Source organism: Stenotrophomonas sp. 1L-E-5-B-C3, from assembly GCF_057292075.1.
Genome location: NZ_JBXAWS010000007.1, coordinates 200485 through 213720, shown reverse-complemented (window position 1 = coordinate 213720; position 13236 = coordinate 200485). Strand labels below are relative to the sequence as shown.

Here is a 13236-nt window from a genome sequence, read left to right as displayed (position 1 = left end):
CGGGGGTAGAGCGGTTGGCCGGCGAAGGCAGCGAAACGCAGCGGAGCATGGCTCCGCTCTACAATCACAGCATGGCCGCCGACCACACGCACTTCTTCGACCCCGCCACCGAACAGGGCGTTCTGCGCCTGTCGATCGCCGGCGCACTGCTGCTGGCCGCTGCGGCCGTGGTGTTCGGCCTGCTGGCCAATTCCTCACTGATCATCTTCGACGGCATCTATGGTCTGATCGACGTGGTGATGACCTGGCTGTCGCTGTTGGTCGCGCGGCTGATCGCGCTGTCCACGCAGACCGATGCGCTGCAGTCGCGGCTCAACCAGCGCTTCACCATGGGCTTCTGGCACCTGGAACCCATCGTACTGGGGGTGAGCGGCACGCTGATGATCGGCGCGGCGCTGTATGCGCTGGTCAATGCGGTGGATGCGTTGATGTCCGGTGGTCGCCACATCGCGCTGGGCCCGGCGATCATCTTCGCCGGCCTGTCACTGGTGGCCGAGAGCGCGCTGGGCTGGTTCGTGCTGCGCGCCAACCGCCGCATCGGTTCGGAATTCATCGCGCTGGATGCCAAGAACTGGGTGGTCGCCGCCAGCATGTCCGCCTGCTACATGGTCGCCTTCCTCGGCGGCGTGCTGGTGCAGGGCACCTCGTGGGCCTGGGTGGGGCCCTATATCGACCCGGCCATCCTCGCCTTCGTCTGCGTGCTGGTGATGATCGCCCCGCTCGGCACCGTGCGCCGGGCGCTGGCCGGCATCCTGCTGGTCACCCCGCCGGAACTGCAGGCCCATGTGGATGCAGCGGCACGCGGGATCGTGGCCAAGCACGGCTTCGTCGAGCACCGCAGCTACGTGGCCCAGGTGGGGCGTGGCGAGCAGATCGAGCTGTTCTTCGTGGTGCCGGAAAACGACCCGCCGCGGCCTCTGGTGGAATGGGACCAGCTGCGCGACGAGATCGGCGATGCGCTGGGCGAGGCCTCGCCGGATCGCTGGCTGACCATCATGTTCACCACCGACCGCGAGTGGACGATCTAGGCCAGCAGGACGATCGATCAAGTTTTTCGTACGCATTGCAACCCAACGTACGCGAAAACCGGGCAAAGTAGGCTCCAACGCAACACCCACCCACCGACCAGGAGCATCCCGATGTCCATCGAAAAGGTTCTGTACACCGCCCAGGCCACCTCCACCGGCGGCCGTGAAGGCCGTTCCGTCTCTTCCGACAACGTGCTGGACATCCAGCTGTCGACCCCGCGCGAGCTGGGCGGCGCCGGCGGCCCGGGCACCAACCCGGAACAGCTGTTCGCCGCCGGCTACTCGGCCTGCTTCCTGGGCGCGCTGAAGTTCGTCGCCGGCCAGGCCAAGGTCGCGCTGCCGGCAGAGACCACCGTCACCGGCAAGGTCGGCATCGGCCAGATCCCGACCGGTTTCGGCATCGAAGCCGAGCTGACCATCAACGTGCCGGGCGTGCCGCGCGAGCAGGTGGAAGACCTGGTGCAGAAGGCGCACATCGTGTGCCCGTACTCGAATGCCACGCGCGGCAACATCGACGTGACGCTGATCGTTGCCTGATGCGGCCGGGGTCAGAGCCCTTTCGCGTTGCGAAAGGGATCCGACCCCAAAAAAATGGGCGGATGCCGGTCGAAACCATGCATCCGCCCATCCCACCCCGGGTGGGCCCCGGCACGTGGCCGGGGACGCATTCGCTTACTTCTCGCTCGTAATGAGCTGCACGACGCTGGAGAAATCCAGCTTGCCGCGGCCGGCCTGATGGTTCATTGAATACAGGTTGCGCGCCACTTCGCCCAGCGGGATCGAGGCGCCGACACTCATCGCCGCTTCCACCGCCAGACCCATGTCCTTGAGCATCAGATCACTGCCGAAGCCGCCGCTGTAGCCGCGCGAGGCCGGCGCATTTTCCAGCACGCCCGGCCACGGGTTGCACACTTCGGTGGCCCAGCTGCGGCCGGTGCTGACCGCCATCATCTGCGACAGCACCTTCGGGTCCAGCCCATGCGCCACGCCAAGGGCGATGGCCTCGCCGGTGACGGCCATGATCACGCCCAGCGCCATGTTGTTGCACAGCTTGGCGACCTGGCCGGCACCACTGGCGCCCACGTGGAAGATGTTCTTGCCCATCGCCTGCAGCACCGGGCGCGCGCGTTCCAGCGCGTCCTCCTCACCACCGACGATGAAGGTCAGGGTGCCGGCCTGGGCACCGGCGGTACCGCCGGACACCGGTGCGTCGATCATCTGCAGGCCACGTGCGGCAGCGGCTTCAGAGACCTTGCGGGCGCTGGCCGGTGCGATCGTGCTGCAGTCGATGACCAGTGCGCCGGCCGGAATCGCGGCAAGAATGCCGTCATCGCCCAGGTACACGCCTTCGACGTGGCGGCTGGCCGGCAGCATCGAGATCACCACCTCGGCATCGGCCAGGGTTTCGCGCGCCGATGCGGCCGCGCTGGCGCCGGCATCGACGGCGGCCTGCACCGCGGCCGGGACCAGATCGAACACGCGCACGGTATGGCCGTTCTTGACCAGATTGGCGGCCATCGGGCCACCCATGTTGCCCAACCCGATGAATGCAATGCGGCTCATGCAAGGCTCCTTTCAACAAGGGGAGTGCCCAGGTCGGCCAGCGGATGCGCGGCATCGGCCCAGGGGGAAGCGAAGAAGGTGTCGGCCCACGCGCCGGTGGCCTCGGCCAGGGTGGCCGGGTTCCACTGCGGATTGCGATCCTTGTCGATCAGCAGCGCGCGGATGCCTTCGGCGAAATCACCGTGGGCGGCGCAATGCAGGGCGACGATGTACTCCAGGCGGTAGATCGCGGCCAGGTCCTGGCCGGCACTGCGGCGCTGCAGTTCGTACGACAGCCGTGCCGAACCGGGTGCGCCGGCGGCGAGGGTCTTCTGTGCCGCCTGCAGCCAGGCGTCGTCGGTCTGCAGGCCGGCAATGCGCGCAACGATCGCTTCAAGGTCATCGCCTTCGCACAGCGCATCGACCCGCGCCGCATTGGCCAGCAACGGGCCGGTGGCGGCGTCGCTGGCATGCGACTGCAGCAGATGGCTGAGGCGTTCGTGGTTGTGTGCGGCGTTGCTGGACCACGCGACCTGCAGCAGCGCATCGAACACCGCGCTGCGGCGTTCTTCGGCTACATGCACGTCGGCCAGGCCGGCGTAGATGGCGTCGCCCGGGTTCAGCAGCGCGCCGGTCAGGGCCAGGAACAGGCCGCCCTTGCCCGGTACGCGCGGCAGCAGCCAGCTGCCACCCACATCGGGGAAAAGGCCGACGGTGATTTCCGGGAAGGCCAGCTTGGAGCGCTCGCTGACCACGCGGTGGCTGGCGCCGGACATCAGGCCGATGCCGCCGCCCATCACGATGCCGTGGCCCCAGCACAGGATCGGCTTGGCGTAGGTGTGGATGAGGTAATCGACGCGGTATTCAACGTCGAAGAACTCGGCGGCGTAGTCGTTCTCGCGGATGTCGCTGCGGCCGGCCTCGCGGAAGGCGGCCATGCTCTGGTACAGGCTGTGCAGGTCTCCGCCGGCGCAGAACGCCTTTTCACCGGCGCCCTGCAGCACCACCATGGCGATGCCATCGTCGTCGGCCCAGGCATTCAACTGCTTCAGCAGCAGGTGCGCCATCGGCAGCGAGAAGCCGTTGAGCGTACGCGGCGCGTTGAGCGTGGCGATGCCGATGCGCGTGCCGTTGCCGGCTGCGCGCTCTTCGAACAGCACCGGTGCGTCATCGGCAGCAGTGTCGGTGCTCATGCGTTCTTCCACTGCGCGGCGCGCTTTTCCAGGAAGGCGCTCACACCCTCGACCTGGTCGGCGGTGTCGAACAGGTCGACGAAGGCTTCGCGCTCGGCCACCAGCGCCGAGGCGTGGGTGCCGGTGCGGGTGGACTGCACCAGGGTCTTGCAGGCGGCGATGCTGGTCGGGCTCTGCTTGCCGGCCTTGGCCGCCCATTCCAGCGCCAGTGCCTTGGCTTCGCCCTTGCCGACCTTTTCTTCGGCCAGGCCAATCCGCAGTGCGGTCTCGGCGTTGATGCGCTCGCCCAGCAGGATCATGCGCTTGGCCCAGCCCTCGCCCACCAGGCGCGGCAGGTTCTGGGTGCCACCGGCGCACGGTAGCAGGCCAACGGTGGCCTCCGGCAGCGCCACCTGGGCGTGCTCTTCGATGATGCGCAGGTCGCAGGCCAGCGCGCATTCCAGGCCACCGCCCATGGCGTAGCCGTTGATCGCAGCGATCGACACGCCACGGAAGGCGGACAGCGCTTCGAAGGCTTCGCCGAAACGGCGTGCGGCTTCGCGTGCGGCGGCCTTGTCGCCCGAGGCGAACTGGTTGAGGTCGGCACCGGCGGAGAAGAACTTCTCGCCGTCGCCAGTGATCATCAGCGCGTAGATGTCGCGGTCTGCGTTGAGCGCGCCCACCAGGTCGCGCAGCGCTGACAGGCTGTGCACGGTCCAGGTATGCGCCGGCGGGTTGTGCAGGGTGATGACCGCGGTGTGGCCATCGGCCTCGACCTTCAGGCCCACGTGTTCCTGGGTACGCCAATCCTTCATCGCAGTTCCTCTTCGGTGTTGAGCAGGTGACGGGCAACGATCACCCGCATGATCTCGTTGGTGCCTTCCAGGATCTGGTGCACGCGCGAATCGCGCAGCAGGCGTTCGATCGGGTATTCGCGGATGTAGCCGTAGCCACCGTGGATCTGCAGTGCTTCGTTGCAGATGTTGAAGCCAGCATCGGTGGCGAAGCGCTTGGCCATCGCGCACCACACGTTGGCATCGCTGGCGCCGGCATCGAGCTTGCGCGCGGCGGTGTGCACCATCTGCCGTGCGGCCACCAGTTCGATGGCCATGTCGGCCAGCTTGAACTGCAGCGCCTGGAATTCGGACAGGGTCTTGCCAAACTGACGGCGCTCGCCCATGTAGCGGCGTGCGGCATCCAGCGCCCCCTGCGCAGCGCCCAGCGAGCAGGCGGCGATGTTGATGCGGCCGCCATCGAGCCCCTTCATCGCCAGCTTGAAGCCGCCGCCTTCCTCTCCCAGAAGGTGGCTGACCGGCACGCGGACGTTCTCGAAGGTGATGCCGCGGGTGGGCTGGCTGTTCCAGCCCATCTTCTCTTCCTTGCGGCCGAAGCTGATGCCCGGCAGGTCGGCCGGCACCGCGATCGCGCTGACACCACCGGCACCGGCACCACCGGTACGCGCCATCACCACCAGCAGTTCGGTGGCACCGGCGCCGGAAATGAAGGCCTTGGAGCCGTTCAGCACATAGAAGTCACCGTCGCGCACGGCGGTGGTCTTCAACGAGGCCGCATCGGAACCTGCACCCGGTTCGGTCAGGCAGTACGAGGCCAGCTTGCTGCCCGAGGACAGATCGGTTCCCCACGCGTCGCGCAGCGCCGGCTGGCCCCACTTGGACACCATCCACGACGCCATGTTGTGGATGCTGATGTACGCCGCGGTCGACGGATCGACGTTGGCGAGCTCCTCGATGACGACGGCGGCGTCCAGTCGGCTCAGGCCGCTGCCGCCCACTTCCGGGTCCATGTACAGACCGCAGAAGCCCAGTTCACCGGCCTTGGCGATCGCCTCGCGCGGAAAGATGCCCTCCGCATCCCATCGCGCGGCGTGCGGCGCCAGTTCGGCCTGTGCGAAGTCGCGCGCCGCCTCGCGGTACGCCTGCTGCGCTTCTTCCAGTTCCGTCGTCATCGAGTGGCTCATGGCTGCTCCTGCCGTTACTTCAGGCTGATCGTGGTGTTGACGCCATGGCTGAGCGTCTCGTCATCGAACCAGCGCGCGGTGACCGTCTTGGTCTGGGTGTAGAACAGCACCACCTGCTTGCCGTACGGGCCCAGGTCGCCCAGCTTGGACGCGCGCGAACCGGTGAACGAGAACAGCGGCACCGGCACCGGAATCGGCACGTTGATGCCGACCTGGCCGACGTCGATGTCTTCCTGGAACTTGCGCGCGGCGGCGCCGGACTGGGTGAACAGTGCGGTGCCGTTGCCGTTCGGGTTGCTGTTGACCATCGCGATGGCCTCTTCCAGCGTCTCTGCTTCGAGGATGACCAGCACCGGCCCGAAGATTTCTTCCTGGTAGATGCGCATGTCGGTGGTGACACCGGCAAAGATGGTCGGGCCAACGAAGTTGCCCTTCTCGAAACCATCGACCTGCGGCTTGCGGCCATCGAGCACCAGCTTGGCGCCCTGCTCCACACCCGAGGCGATCAGGCCTTCCACGCGCTCGCGGGCGCTGCAGGAAATGACCGGACCGACGTCGGTGCCGGCGACGGTGCCGCCGCTGACCTTCAGGGTCTTGGCCTTGGTGACCAGGTCCTGCACCCAGTTGCGTGCTTCACCGACCAGCACCAGCGTGGAGGCGGCCATGCAGCGCTGGCCCGCGGCACCGAAGGCGGCACCGACCATCGCGTTGAGGGTCTGTTCCTTGTTGGCGTCCGGCAGCACCACGGCGTGGTTCTTGGCACCCATCATGCACTGCACGCGCTTGCCGGCCAGCGAGGCGCGGTTGTAGACGTGGGTGCCGACGCGGGTGGAACCGACGAACGACACGGCCTTGATGTCCGGGTGGTCGCAGATCGCGTTGACCACTTCCTCGCCGCCGTGGACGACGTTCAGCACGCCCTTCGGGATGCCTGCTTCCAGAGCAAGCTCGACCAGGCGCATGGTGACCATCGGGTCCTGCTCGGACGGCTTGAGGATGAAGGTGTTGCCGGTGGCAATGGCCATCGGGAACATCCACAACGGGATCATCGCCGGGAAGTTGAACGGGGTGATGCCGGCGCACACGCCCAGCGGCTGCATGATCGAGTAGGTATCGACGCCGGTGGCCACGTTGTTGGCCAGCTCGCCCAGCTGCAGGTTGCCGATGGCGGCAGCGTGCTCGACCACTTCCAGGCCGCGGAACACATCGCCTTCGGCGTCGGGCAGGGTCTTGCCCTGCTCGGCGGTGAGGATGTGCGCCAGCTCGCTCATGTTCTCGCGGATCAGCTGCTGGTACTTCAGGAAGATGCGCGCGCGGGTGCCGATCGGGGTCTTGCGCCAGGTCTTGAAGGCTTCCTTGGCGGCGGCGACGGCGGCGTCCACTTCGCCGGTGGTGGCGAACGGCACCTTGGCCAGCACGTCCTGGGTGGCCGGATTGATCACGTCCTGCCAGTGGGAAGTAGCCGATTCAACGAACTGGCCATCGATCAGCATGCGGATACGGGGCGCTGCAACAGTCATGACGACAATCCCACGGGGTGCGAAAGATGCTTGGCATTATTCACAGCAGCCACCTCGATTTCCGGGCTGAATCCGCTTAATCTGGCCAACACGCCAGACGATTCATGTTAATTCTGTGAATTATTCAGCCACCCAGCGGCAACTCGGCCTTCGCCTGCTGCGGCTGCGCGAACAGCGCGGCTACAGCCAGGCGGCCCTGGCGCAGGCGCTGGGGCTGTCGGCCAGCTACCTGAACCAGATCGAGCGCAACAAGCGTCCACTCACGCCGGCCGTGCAGAAGAAGCTGGGCGAGGTGTTGGGCGATGTTTCCGCCCTGTTCGACGACGATGAGCCCGCCGCGCTGCAGGAAGCGCTGGGCGAGACCCTGCGCGACCTGGGCCTGGCCGAGGTCAGCGCCACGGAGCTGCGCGCGCTGGCCGGCAACCTGCCGCAGGTCAGCCGCGCGCTGCTGGACCTGCACCGCCGCCACCTGGCGCTGCGCGAGCATGCCGCCGCACTGGAGTTCCAGCTGGGTGAGCCCGGCGCCGGCAGCACCTTGCCCGCTGGCGACCAGGTACGCGAGTTCTTCAACCGCATGCACAACCACATCCCCGAGCTGGATGAGTTGGCCGAGCAGCTGTTCGCCGAGTGGGGGCTGTCACCGGGGCATGTGGCACCACGGCTGCGCCAGCTGCTGGCCGACCGCCATGGCGTGCTGGTGGAGGTGGCCGCACTGCAGGCCGGGCGCGAAAAGCGCCAGTACGACGCCGGTGCGCGGCGGCTGTGGCTGCCCGATTATCTGGAGCCTGGCCAGCAGGCATTCCAGATGGCCGCCGAGCTGGCACTGCACGGCTACCTGCCGCAGATCGATGCGGTGGTGGCGCGTGCCGGCTTCACCGATGACGCGCGCATCGCGCAGGCACGGATCGGTCTTTCCAACTATTTCGCCGGCGCGCTGGTGATGCCGTACATGCGCTTCCTGCGTGCGGCCGAAGCCAGCAGCTACGACATCGAACTGCTGGCGCATCAGTTCGGCGTCGGCTTCGAAGCGGTCTGCCACCGGCTGAGCACGCTGGCACGGCGCAGCGCACCCGGCCTGCCGTTTTTCTTCATCCGGGTGGACCGCGCCGGCAACGTATCCAAGCGCCACTCCGCCACCGATTTCCACTTCTCGCAGGTGGGTGGCTCGTGCCCGCTGTGGATCGTCTACGAGGCGTTCAACCAGCCGGGGCGCATCCTGACGCAGACCGCGCGCATGCCCGATGGCCGCCGCCATTTCTGGCTGGCGCGGCAGGTCAGCAGCGGGCCGGTGGGCCATGGCCAGCCGCGCAAGACGTTCGCGGTGGCGCTGGGCTGCGATCTGCAGCACGCCGAGCGGCTGGTGTATTCACTGGGGCTGGATGTGCAGAGCCCGGGTAATTCGGTGTCGATCGGACCGGGGTGCCGGGTGTGCCCGCGCGAGGACTGCATGCAGCGCGCGTTCGCGCAGTTGCCGGGGAGGTAGGGGTGGTTCGGCAGGGCTGCGCCCTGCACCTGCAGAGGCCGAAGCAACGGCAACAGCAACGGCAAAAGCTGGCATTCCGTGGGATGGCGGGGTGATGTCGGATTGCGGGGACGCCGTGAACCCGTCCCTGGGGGCTTGGCCGCGGCATCCATGCCGCGGACACCCCGCAATCCGACACCACCCCGCCTTCGACAGTTTCCTGCTGCTGTTGGTGGGTGCTGACTGTTGGTGGGTGCTGACCGTTGGTGGGTGCTGACCGTTGGTGGGTGCTGACCGTTGGTCGGCACGCTGCTCTTGGTGGGTGTCGACCTTGGTCGACACGGTAGATCCACGCATGGCGTGGATCTACTAAACCTTTCGTGCGTAGGCTGCATCCCATTGCAATGCCCGCCCTGGAGACACCCCATGTCATTACTGCGCTCTTGTCTGGCCCTGCTGCTCGCTGCCTTTGCTGCGCCGGCGTGGGCGACCTTTTCCATTGCGGCCTGCAATGAGGCCGGCGACTGCGGTGTGGCGGTGGCTACGCACAACCTGGCGGTCGGCGGCGTGGGTGTGCCGTGGGCACAGGCGAAGGTGGGCGCGGTCGCCAGCCAGTTCGAGACCAACCCGACCTATGGCTCCAAAGGCCTTGAGCTGTTGGCCAAAGGCCGCACGCCTTCGCAGGTGCTGAAGCAGCTGTTGGATGAAGACGGCAACTTCGATGGCACCACGCTTGCCGAGCGCCAAGTGGGACTGGTCAGCGCACGCGGCGGCAATGCGCAGTACACCGGCGCTACTGCGCAGCAGGCGGATTGGGCCGGTGCGCAGGGCGAGGGCATGCTGAGTTTGCAAGGCAATGGCCTGGCCGGGCCCGAGGTGCTGGCGGCGATGCAACGCGTCTTCGCCGCCTCACGTGGGCCGCTGGCCGCACGCCTGCTTGCGGCGCTGGAAGCCGGTCAGGCAGCGGGTGGTCAACGCAGCGGGCAGTGGTCGGCGGCGCTGCTGGTGCGTACGCCCGGTGGCGACTGGCAGGACACCGACCTGCGCGTGGACGCCGACCCGCGTGCGGTGGCGAGGCTGCGCGAGCTGTACGACATGCGCCTGTCGAACGAAGCGATCATCCACGCCGAGGAGCGTTGGGAGAAGGGTGATGTGGCAGGTGCGCGCGCGGCGCTGGCAACGTCGTTGTCGCTGGCACACGGCTGGGACCGCACCTGGGCGCGCGCCGCACGATTGGCGATGCGACAGGGCGATACCGCGCTGGCGCGCGAGTATCTGGCAGGACTGCGTGCGCTCAATCCGGGCTGGGTGAAGCAGGAACTGGCGCTGCCGTTGTATGCGCCGTTGCAGGGTGATGCGGTGGTGGCGCCGTGGCGATAGACGGTAGCGCCGGGCCATGCCCAGCGAGCGCAGCGATGGAAAAAGCCGCCGGGCATGGCCCGGCGCTACCGGACAGCGATCAATAGATCGGCGTCACCTTCATCTGCGGCAGCGGACGCGGTGCACCGTCGGTGAGGTCCGGGCCCAGGTCGTCCCAGCTGCGTCCCTGCTCGACCATCAGCCCCCACAACTGCTGCGAGGCCAACCGCTTGTCTTCCGAGCCCAGCTTGTACGACGGCGGCGTCGGCTGGCCACTGGCAACCATCGCGTATGCCGCGCGATAAGCCAGCACCTGCTGTGCCGGGTCATCGGTACGCGCCACTTCCAGCGTGTAGCGCTGGTAGGCGGAGGCCAGGTTGCGCCATCGGATCCAGTAGTGGTTCTCGAACGAGAACGAACAGAAGCGCGCACCGGCCAGGCTGCCCTTGTCGGCGATGCGGGTCAGCACGTCCTGCGGCATGTCCAGGTTCATGCCGCCCTCGTCGCCCTGCAGGCTGACGTGCACGATGCGGTCGCGGTAGCCCGGTGCACGCGCCTGCAGCAGGTCGCGCCAGTTCTGCATGGTCGCCACCACCGCGAACAGGAAACGGCCCAGCTCCGCAGCGGCCAGCGGTGTGGCGATCGACTGGTAGGTACGCTGCCAGCCGTGGCGGTTCTCGGTGGGCAGGAACACCGCGTGTTCCAGCGCCTGGCGGCCACTGCTACCGTGGCTCACGTCTTCGGCGTGCTGCGGGTAGACCAGATTGATGGCGAAGGTCGGCCAGCGCGGCAACGCGGCATCGAACAGGTGGATCGGGAAGTTGCTGCTGATGCCACCATCGGAGAACCAGCAGATGCGAAATGCGGTGATCACCGGGCCACAGGTCTGCCCGGCACTGGTCAGCCCTTCCATGCTGTCGGCCACATTGTGTTCCTGGTCGGCCGCAGGCGCGGTCGGTTCGCAGCGGCGTTCGCGGCGCGAGGGCTCATGCAACGGCACCGCGCTGATCAGCAACGGGAAGCTCAGGCTCATGCGCGTGGCCACCAGCACTGGCAGCTTCGGGCCCTGCGGCAGGTGGTAGTACTGCCGCCCGTCCACCTCCAGCGGTGGGCCGGCCTGCGTCACCAGCCATTGCACCACGCCGGCCGGGAACAGCTGCTCGAACTCCTCGCGCAGGAACCAGAACTGCGCGCCGCCGAGCGGCAAGGTGCGTGGCTCGTTGTGCGACACACAGGTGGTGATCATCTGCAGGCTGATCGCATGCGGGCTGTCCGGCTCGCCGGCATAGCGCGGCGCATCGTGCAGGTCGGCGAACGTGAGCGGTGCATCCAGCGGCTTGCCGGACAGCTGCTGCAGGCACTCGTGCAACCATTCGGTCAATGCCGGTCTGCGCGCGTCGCGGCCCAGGCCGCTGCACAGGCCCAACAGGTTGCGCCGCGCCACCCGGGCCACGCGCAGCGCGGCACCGGCCACGCCGGCACCATAGGCGCACAGCAGCGACGGCAGCAGCGTGGCGGCCACGCCGCTCCAACCGCCGCCCCACCAGCCCAGGCCGAGCAGCAGCGCCAGCGATACCAGCACTTCCAGCGGTGCAATCTCGAACACCGCAACGGCCAGGCACAGCAACTTGTGCGGCAGGCGGGCATTGCCGGTCAGCACCACCAGCAGCCGATACGCTGCACGAGCGCCTCGCGCCGGCTGGAACAGGCTGTAGATGAAGCCACGCCGCGACAGCTGCGCCGACACCGCCGACAGCCCGCTGTAGCCTGCGTCGCCGGACAGGTGCTCACCCGCCTGCTGGCGGCGATCACCGCATGCCGCTGCCGCTGCCACCGCCGCGGCGATGGCGCCGGCCGAGGTGCCGCCGATGCTCTTGAAGCGATATTCGCGGGCCAGCGCCAGTACCGCATTGGGGTACACGATGCCGCTGGTGATGCCGCCTTTCATGACCAGATCGCAGTACTTCGCCGCCACGAGCCACCTCCCGTCTGTCGGTGCCCAGTATCGCAAGAGGCGCTCTCACAGCCTGAGAAACCAGCCACAGCCCTGCACTTTCATTGGCCCTTGACCATTGCCCTCGACGCGTCCACCGTTGGCACGCCGAAGGTATCCCTGCCGTGGCGTTGATGGCGGCAGGAATTTAAACGGGAATCCGGTGAAGGCGCCTCGCGCGCCCATTCCGGAGCTGCCCCGCAGCGGTGAATGGAAACGAATCCTGCCAACAGCACTGGGCTCACGCCTGGGAAGCGGCGGGTAGTAGGTGGGCTGCGGCCCGTGTCCATCAGCCCGAATACCGGCCCCGGCCGGGGGACACGACCGTCCCCTGACTCGACCTGGAATCTCCGCGGGGAGGTTGCCGGGGCCGTCGTTGTCCTGCGCCTGCAGGCGGTGCGGCCGCGTGCGTCCTGTTCACGGTTTCCGGCCAGACCTGTTCACCCACGCGCTGATGCATGGGCCACCGCCGTTGCCGGCGGTCCATGCGGTACCTGACGATGACCGAGCTCCAACGCCCCACCCTGTCCCTGCCCGAAAACGGCCAGCGCCTGCTGCTGCACTCGTGCTGCGCACCCTGCTCCGGCGAAGTGATGGAGGCGATCACCGCCTCCGGGATCGACTACGCGATCTTCTTCTACAACCCCAACATCCACCCGGTGAAGGAGTACGAGCTGCGCAAGCAGGAGAATATCCGCTTCGCCGAACAGCACAACATTCCCTTCATCGACTGCGATTACGACACGGACAACTGGTTCAGCCGTGCACGCGGCATGGAGAACGAGCCCGAGCGTGGTATCCGCTGCACGATGTGCTTCGACATGCGTTTCGAGCGCACCGCCTTGTATGCGCACGAGCATGGCTACGACACCATCAGTTCGTCGCTGGGCATTTCGCGCTGGAAGAACATGGCGCAGATCAACGACTGTGGCATCCGCGCCGCATCCCGCTATGAAGGCCTGCAGTACTGGGACTACAACTGGCGCAAGGGCGGCGGCGCCAGCCGCATGGTCGAGATCAGCAAGCGCGAGCAGTTCTATCAGCAGGAATACTGCGGCTGCGTGTACTCGCTGCGCGATGCCAACCGCCACCGCCGCGAGAACGGCCGCGAACGGATCAAGATCGGCCTGCTGTACTACGGGCAGGACGCTGAGACGCCGCAGGGCGATTGACGTGTGCGCA

11 protein-coding genes and 1 riboswitch are annotated in these 13236 nt (G+C 67.2%); of the genes, 5 read left to right on the top strand and 6 right to left on the bottom strand.

Annotation, left to right across the window (positions count from 1 at the left end):
* The first annotated feature begins 47 nt into the window (after positions 1–47).
* Positions 48–1028, top strand: a complete 981-nt coding sequence (locus AC0Z6F_RS11595; RefSeq protein WP_485617237.1) for a cation diffusion facilitator family transporter — start codon at positions 48–50, stop codon at positions 1026–1028.
* 111 nt (positions 1029–1139) lie between these two features.
* Positions 1140–1565 (top strand): organic hydroperoxide resistance protein, encoded by a 426-nt coding sequence (locus AC0Z6F_RS11590; protein WP_004136651.1) that lies wholly within the window; start codon positions 1140–1142, stop codon positions 1563–1565.
* Between the two features lie 135 nt (positions 1566–1700).
* Here AC0Z6F_RS11590 and mmsB read toward each other — a convergent pair whose 3' ends face one another.
* Genes mmsB through AC0Z6F_RS11565 form a run of 5 tightly spaced genes read right to left on the bottom strand, consistent with a single transcriptional unit; the run spans position 1701 to position 7240 of the window.
* Positions 1701–2591: a 3-hydroxyisobutyrate dehydrogenase gene (mmsB, locus tag AC0Z6F_RS11585; RefSeq protein WP_004136647.1), complete on the bottom strand. Its 891-nt coding sequence runs from the start codon at positions 2589–2591 to the stop codon at positions 1701–1703.
* The gene (locus tag AC0Z6F_RS11580; protein ID WP_485617236.1) at positions 2588–3763 is read right to left on the bottom strand and encodes an enoyl-CoA hydratase/isomerase family protein; all 1176 of its coding nucleotides are present in this window, start codon (positions 3761–3763) and stop codon (positions 2588–2590) included. Before AC0Z6F_RS11580 ends, mmsB begins: the two co-directional genes overlap by 4 nt.
* Positions 3760–4557: an enoyl-CoA hydratase gene (locus AC0Z6F_RS11575; protein WP_485617235.1), complete on the bottom strand. Its 798-nt coding sequence runs from the start codon at positions 4555–4557 to the stop codon at positions 3760–3762. The genes AC0Z6F_RS11580 and AC0Z6F_RS11575 overlap by 4 nt, the downstream gene beginning before the upstream one ends.
* Positions 4554–5720, bottom strand: coding sequence for an acyl-CoA dehydrogenase family protein (locus AC0Z6F_RS11570; RefSeq protein ID WP_004136621.1), 1167 nt, complete (start codon positions 5718–5720; stop codon positions 4554–4556). Before AC0Z6F_RS11570 ends, AC0Z6F_RS11575 begins: the two co-directional genes overlap by 4 nt.
* 14 nt (positions 5721–5734) lie before the next feature.
* The gene (locus AC0Z6F_RS11565) at positions 5735–7240 is read right to left on the bottom strand and encodes a CoA-acylating methylmalonate-semialdehyde dehydrogenase (RefSeq protein ID WP_004136619.1); all 1506 of its coding nucleotides are present in this window, start codon (positions 7238–7240) and stop codon (positions 5735–5737) included.
* A gap of 115 nt (positions 7241–7355) precedes the next feature.
* On the opposite strand from AC0Z6F_RS11565, the gene AC0Z6F_RS11560 reads away from it, so the two are divergent.
* On the top strand, positions 7356–8723 hold the full coding sequence (locus AC0Z6F_RS11560; protein WP_012509765.1) for a helix-turn-helix domain-containing protein: 1368 nt from the start codon (positions 7356–7358) through the stop codon (positions 8721–8723).
* Between the two features lie 405 nt (positions 8724–9128).
* Complete coding sequence (locus tag AC0Z6F_RS11555; RefSeq protein WP_100435543.1) at positions 9129–10082, top strand: DUF1028 domain-containing protein; 954 nt, start codon at positions 9129–9131, stop codon at positions 10080–10082.
* A 79-nt stretch (positions 10083–10161) separates the two neighbouring features.
* On the opposite strand, the gene AC0Z6F_RS11550 is transcribed toward AC0Z6F_RS11555, so the two are convergent.
* Positions 10162–12036, bottom strand: coding sequence for a patatin-like phospholipase family protein (locus AC0Z6F_RS11550; RefSeq protein WP_485619079.1), 1875 nt, complete (start codon positions 12034–12036; stop codon positions 10162–10164).
* A 127-nt stretch (positions 12037–12163) separates the two neighbouring features.
* A riboswitch (cobalamin riboswitch) is annotated at positions 12164–12378 on the top strand.
* Between the two features lie 161 nt (positions 12379–12539).
* Here AC0Z6F_RS11550 and AC0Z6F_RS11545 point away from each other — a divergent pair.
* Positions 12540–13226 (top strand): epoxyqueuosine reductase QueH, encoded by a 687-nt coding sequence (locus tag AC0Z6F_RS11545; protein ID WP_012509762.1) that lies wholly within the window; start codon positions 12540–12542, stop codon positions 13224–13226.
* The last annotated feature ends 10 nt before the right edge of the window (positions 13227–13236 follow it).

Coding starts and splice junctions, on each gene's coding strand:
- AC0Z6F_RS11595 (WP_485617237.1), top strand. CDS start 48: ATGGCTCCGCTCTACAATCACAGCATGGCCGCCGACCACACGCACTTC.
- AC0Z6F_RS11590 (WP_004136651.1), top strand. CDS start 1,140: ATGTCCATCGAAAAGGTTCTGTACACCGCCCAGGCCACCTCCACCGGC.
- mmsB (WP_004136647.1), bottom strand. CDS start 2,591: ATGAGCCGCATTGCATTCATCGGGTTGGGCAACATGGGTGGCCCGATG.
- AC0Z6F_RS11580 (WP_485617236.1), bottom strand. CDS start 3,763: ATGAGCACCGACACTGCTGCCGATGACGCACCGGTGCTGTTCGAAGAG.
- AC0Z6F_RS11575 (WP_485617235.1), bottom strand. CDS start 4,557: ATGAAGGATTGGCGTACCCAGGAACACGTGGGCCTGAAGGTCGAGGCC.
- AC0Z6F_RS11570 (WP_004136621.1), bottom strand. CDS start 5,720: ATGAGCCACTCGATGACGACGGAACTGGAAGAAGCGCAGCAGGCGTAC.
- AC0Z6F_RS11565 (WP_004136619.1), bottom strand. CDS start 7,240: ATGACTGTTGCAGCGCCCCGTATCCGCATGCTGATCGATGGCCAGTTC.
- AC0Z6F_RS11555 (WP_100435543.1), top strand. CDS start 9,129: ATGTCATTACTGCGCTCTTGTCTGGCCCTGCTGCTCGCTGCCTTTGCT.
- AC0Z6F_RS11545 (WP_012509762.1), top strand. CDS start 12,540: ATGCGGTACCTGACGATGACCGAGCTCCAACGCCCCACCCTGTCCCTG.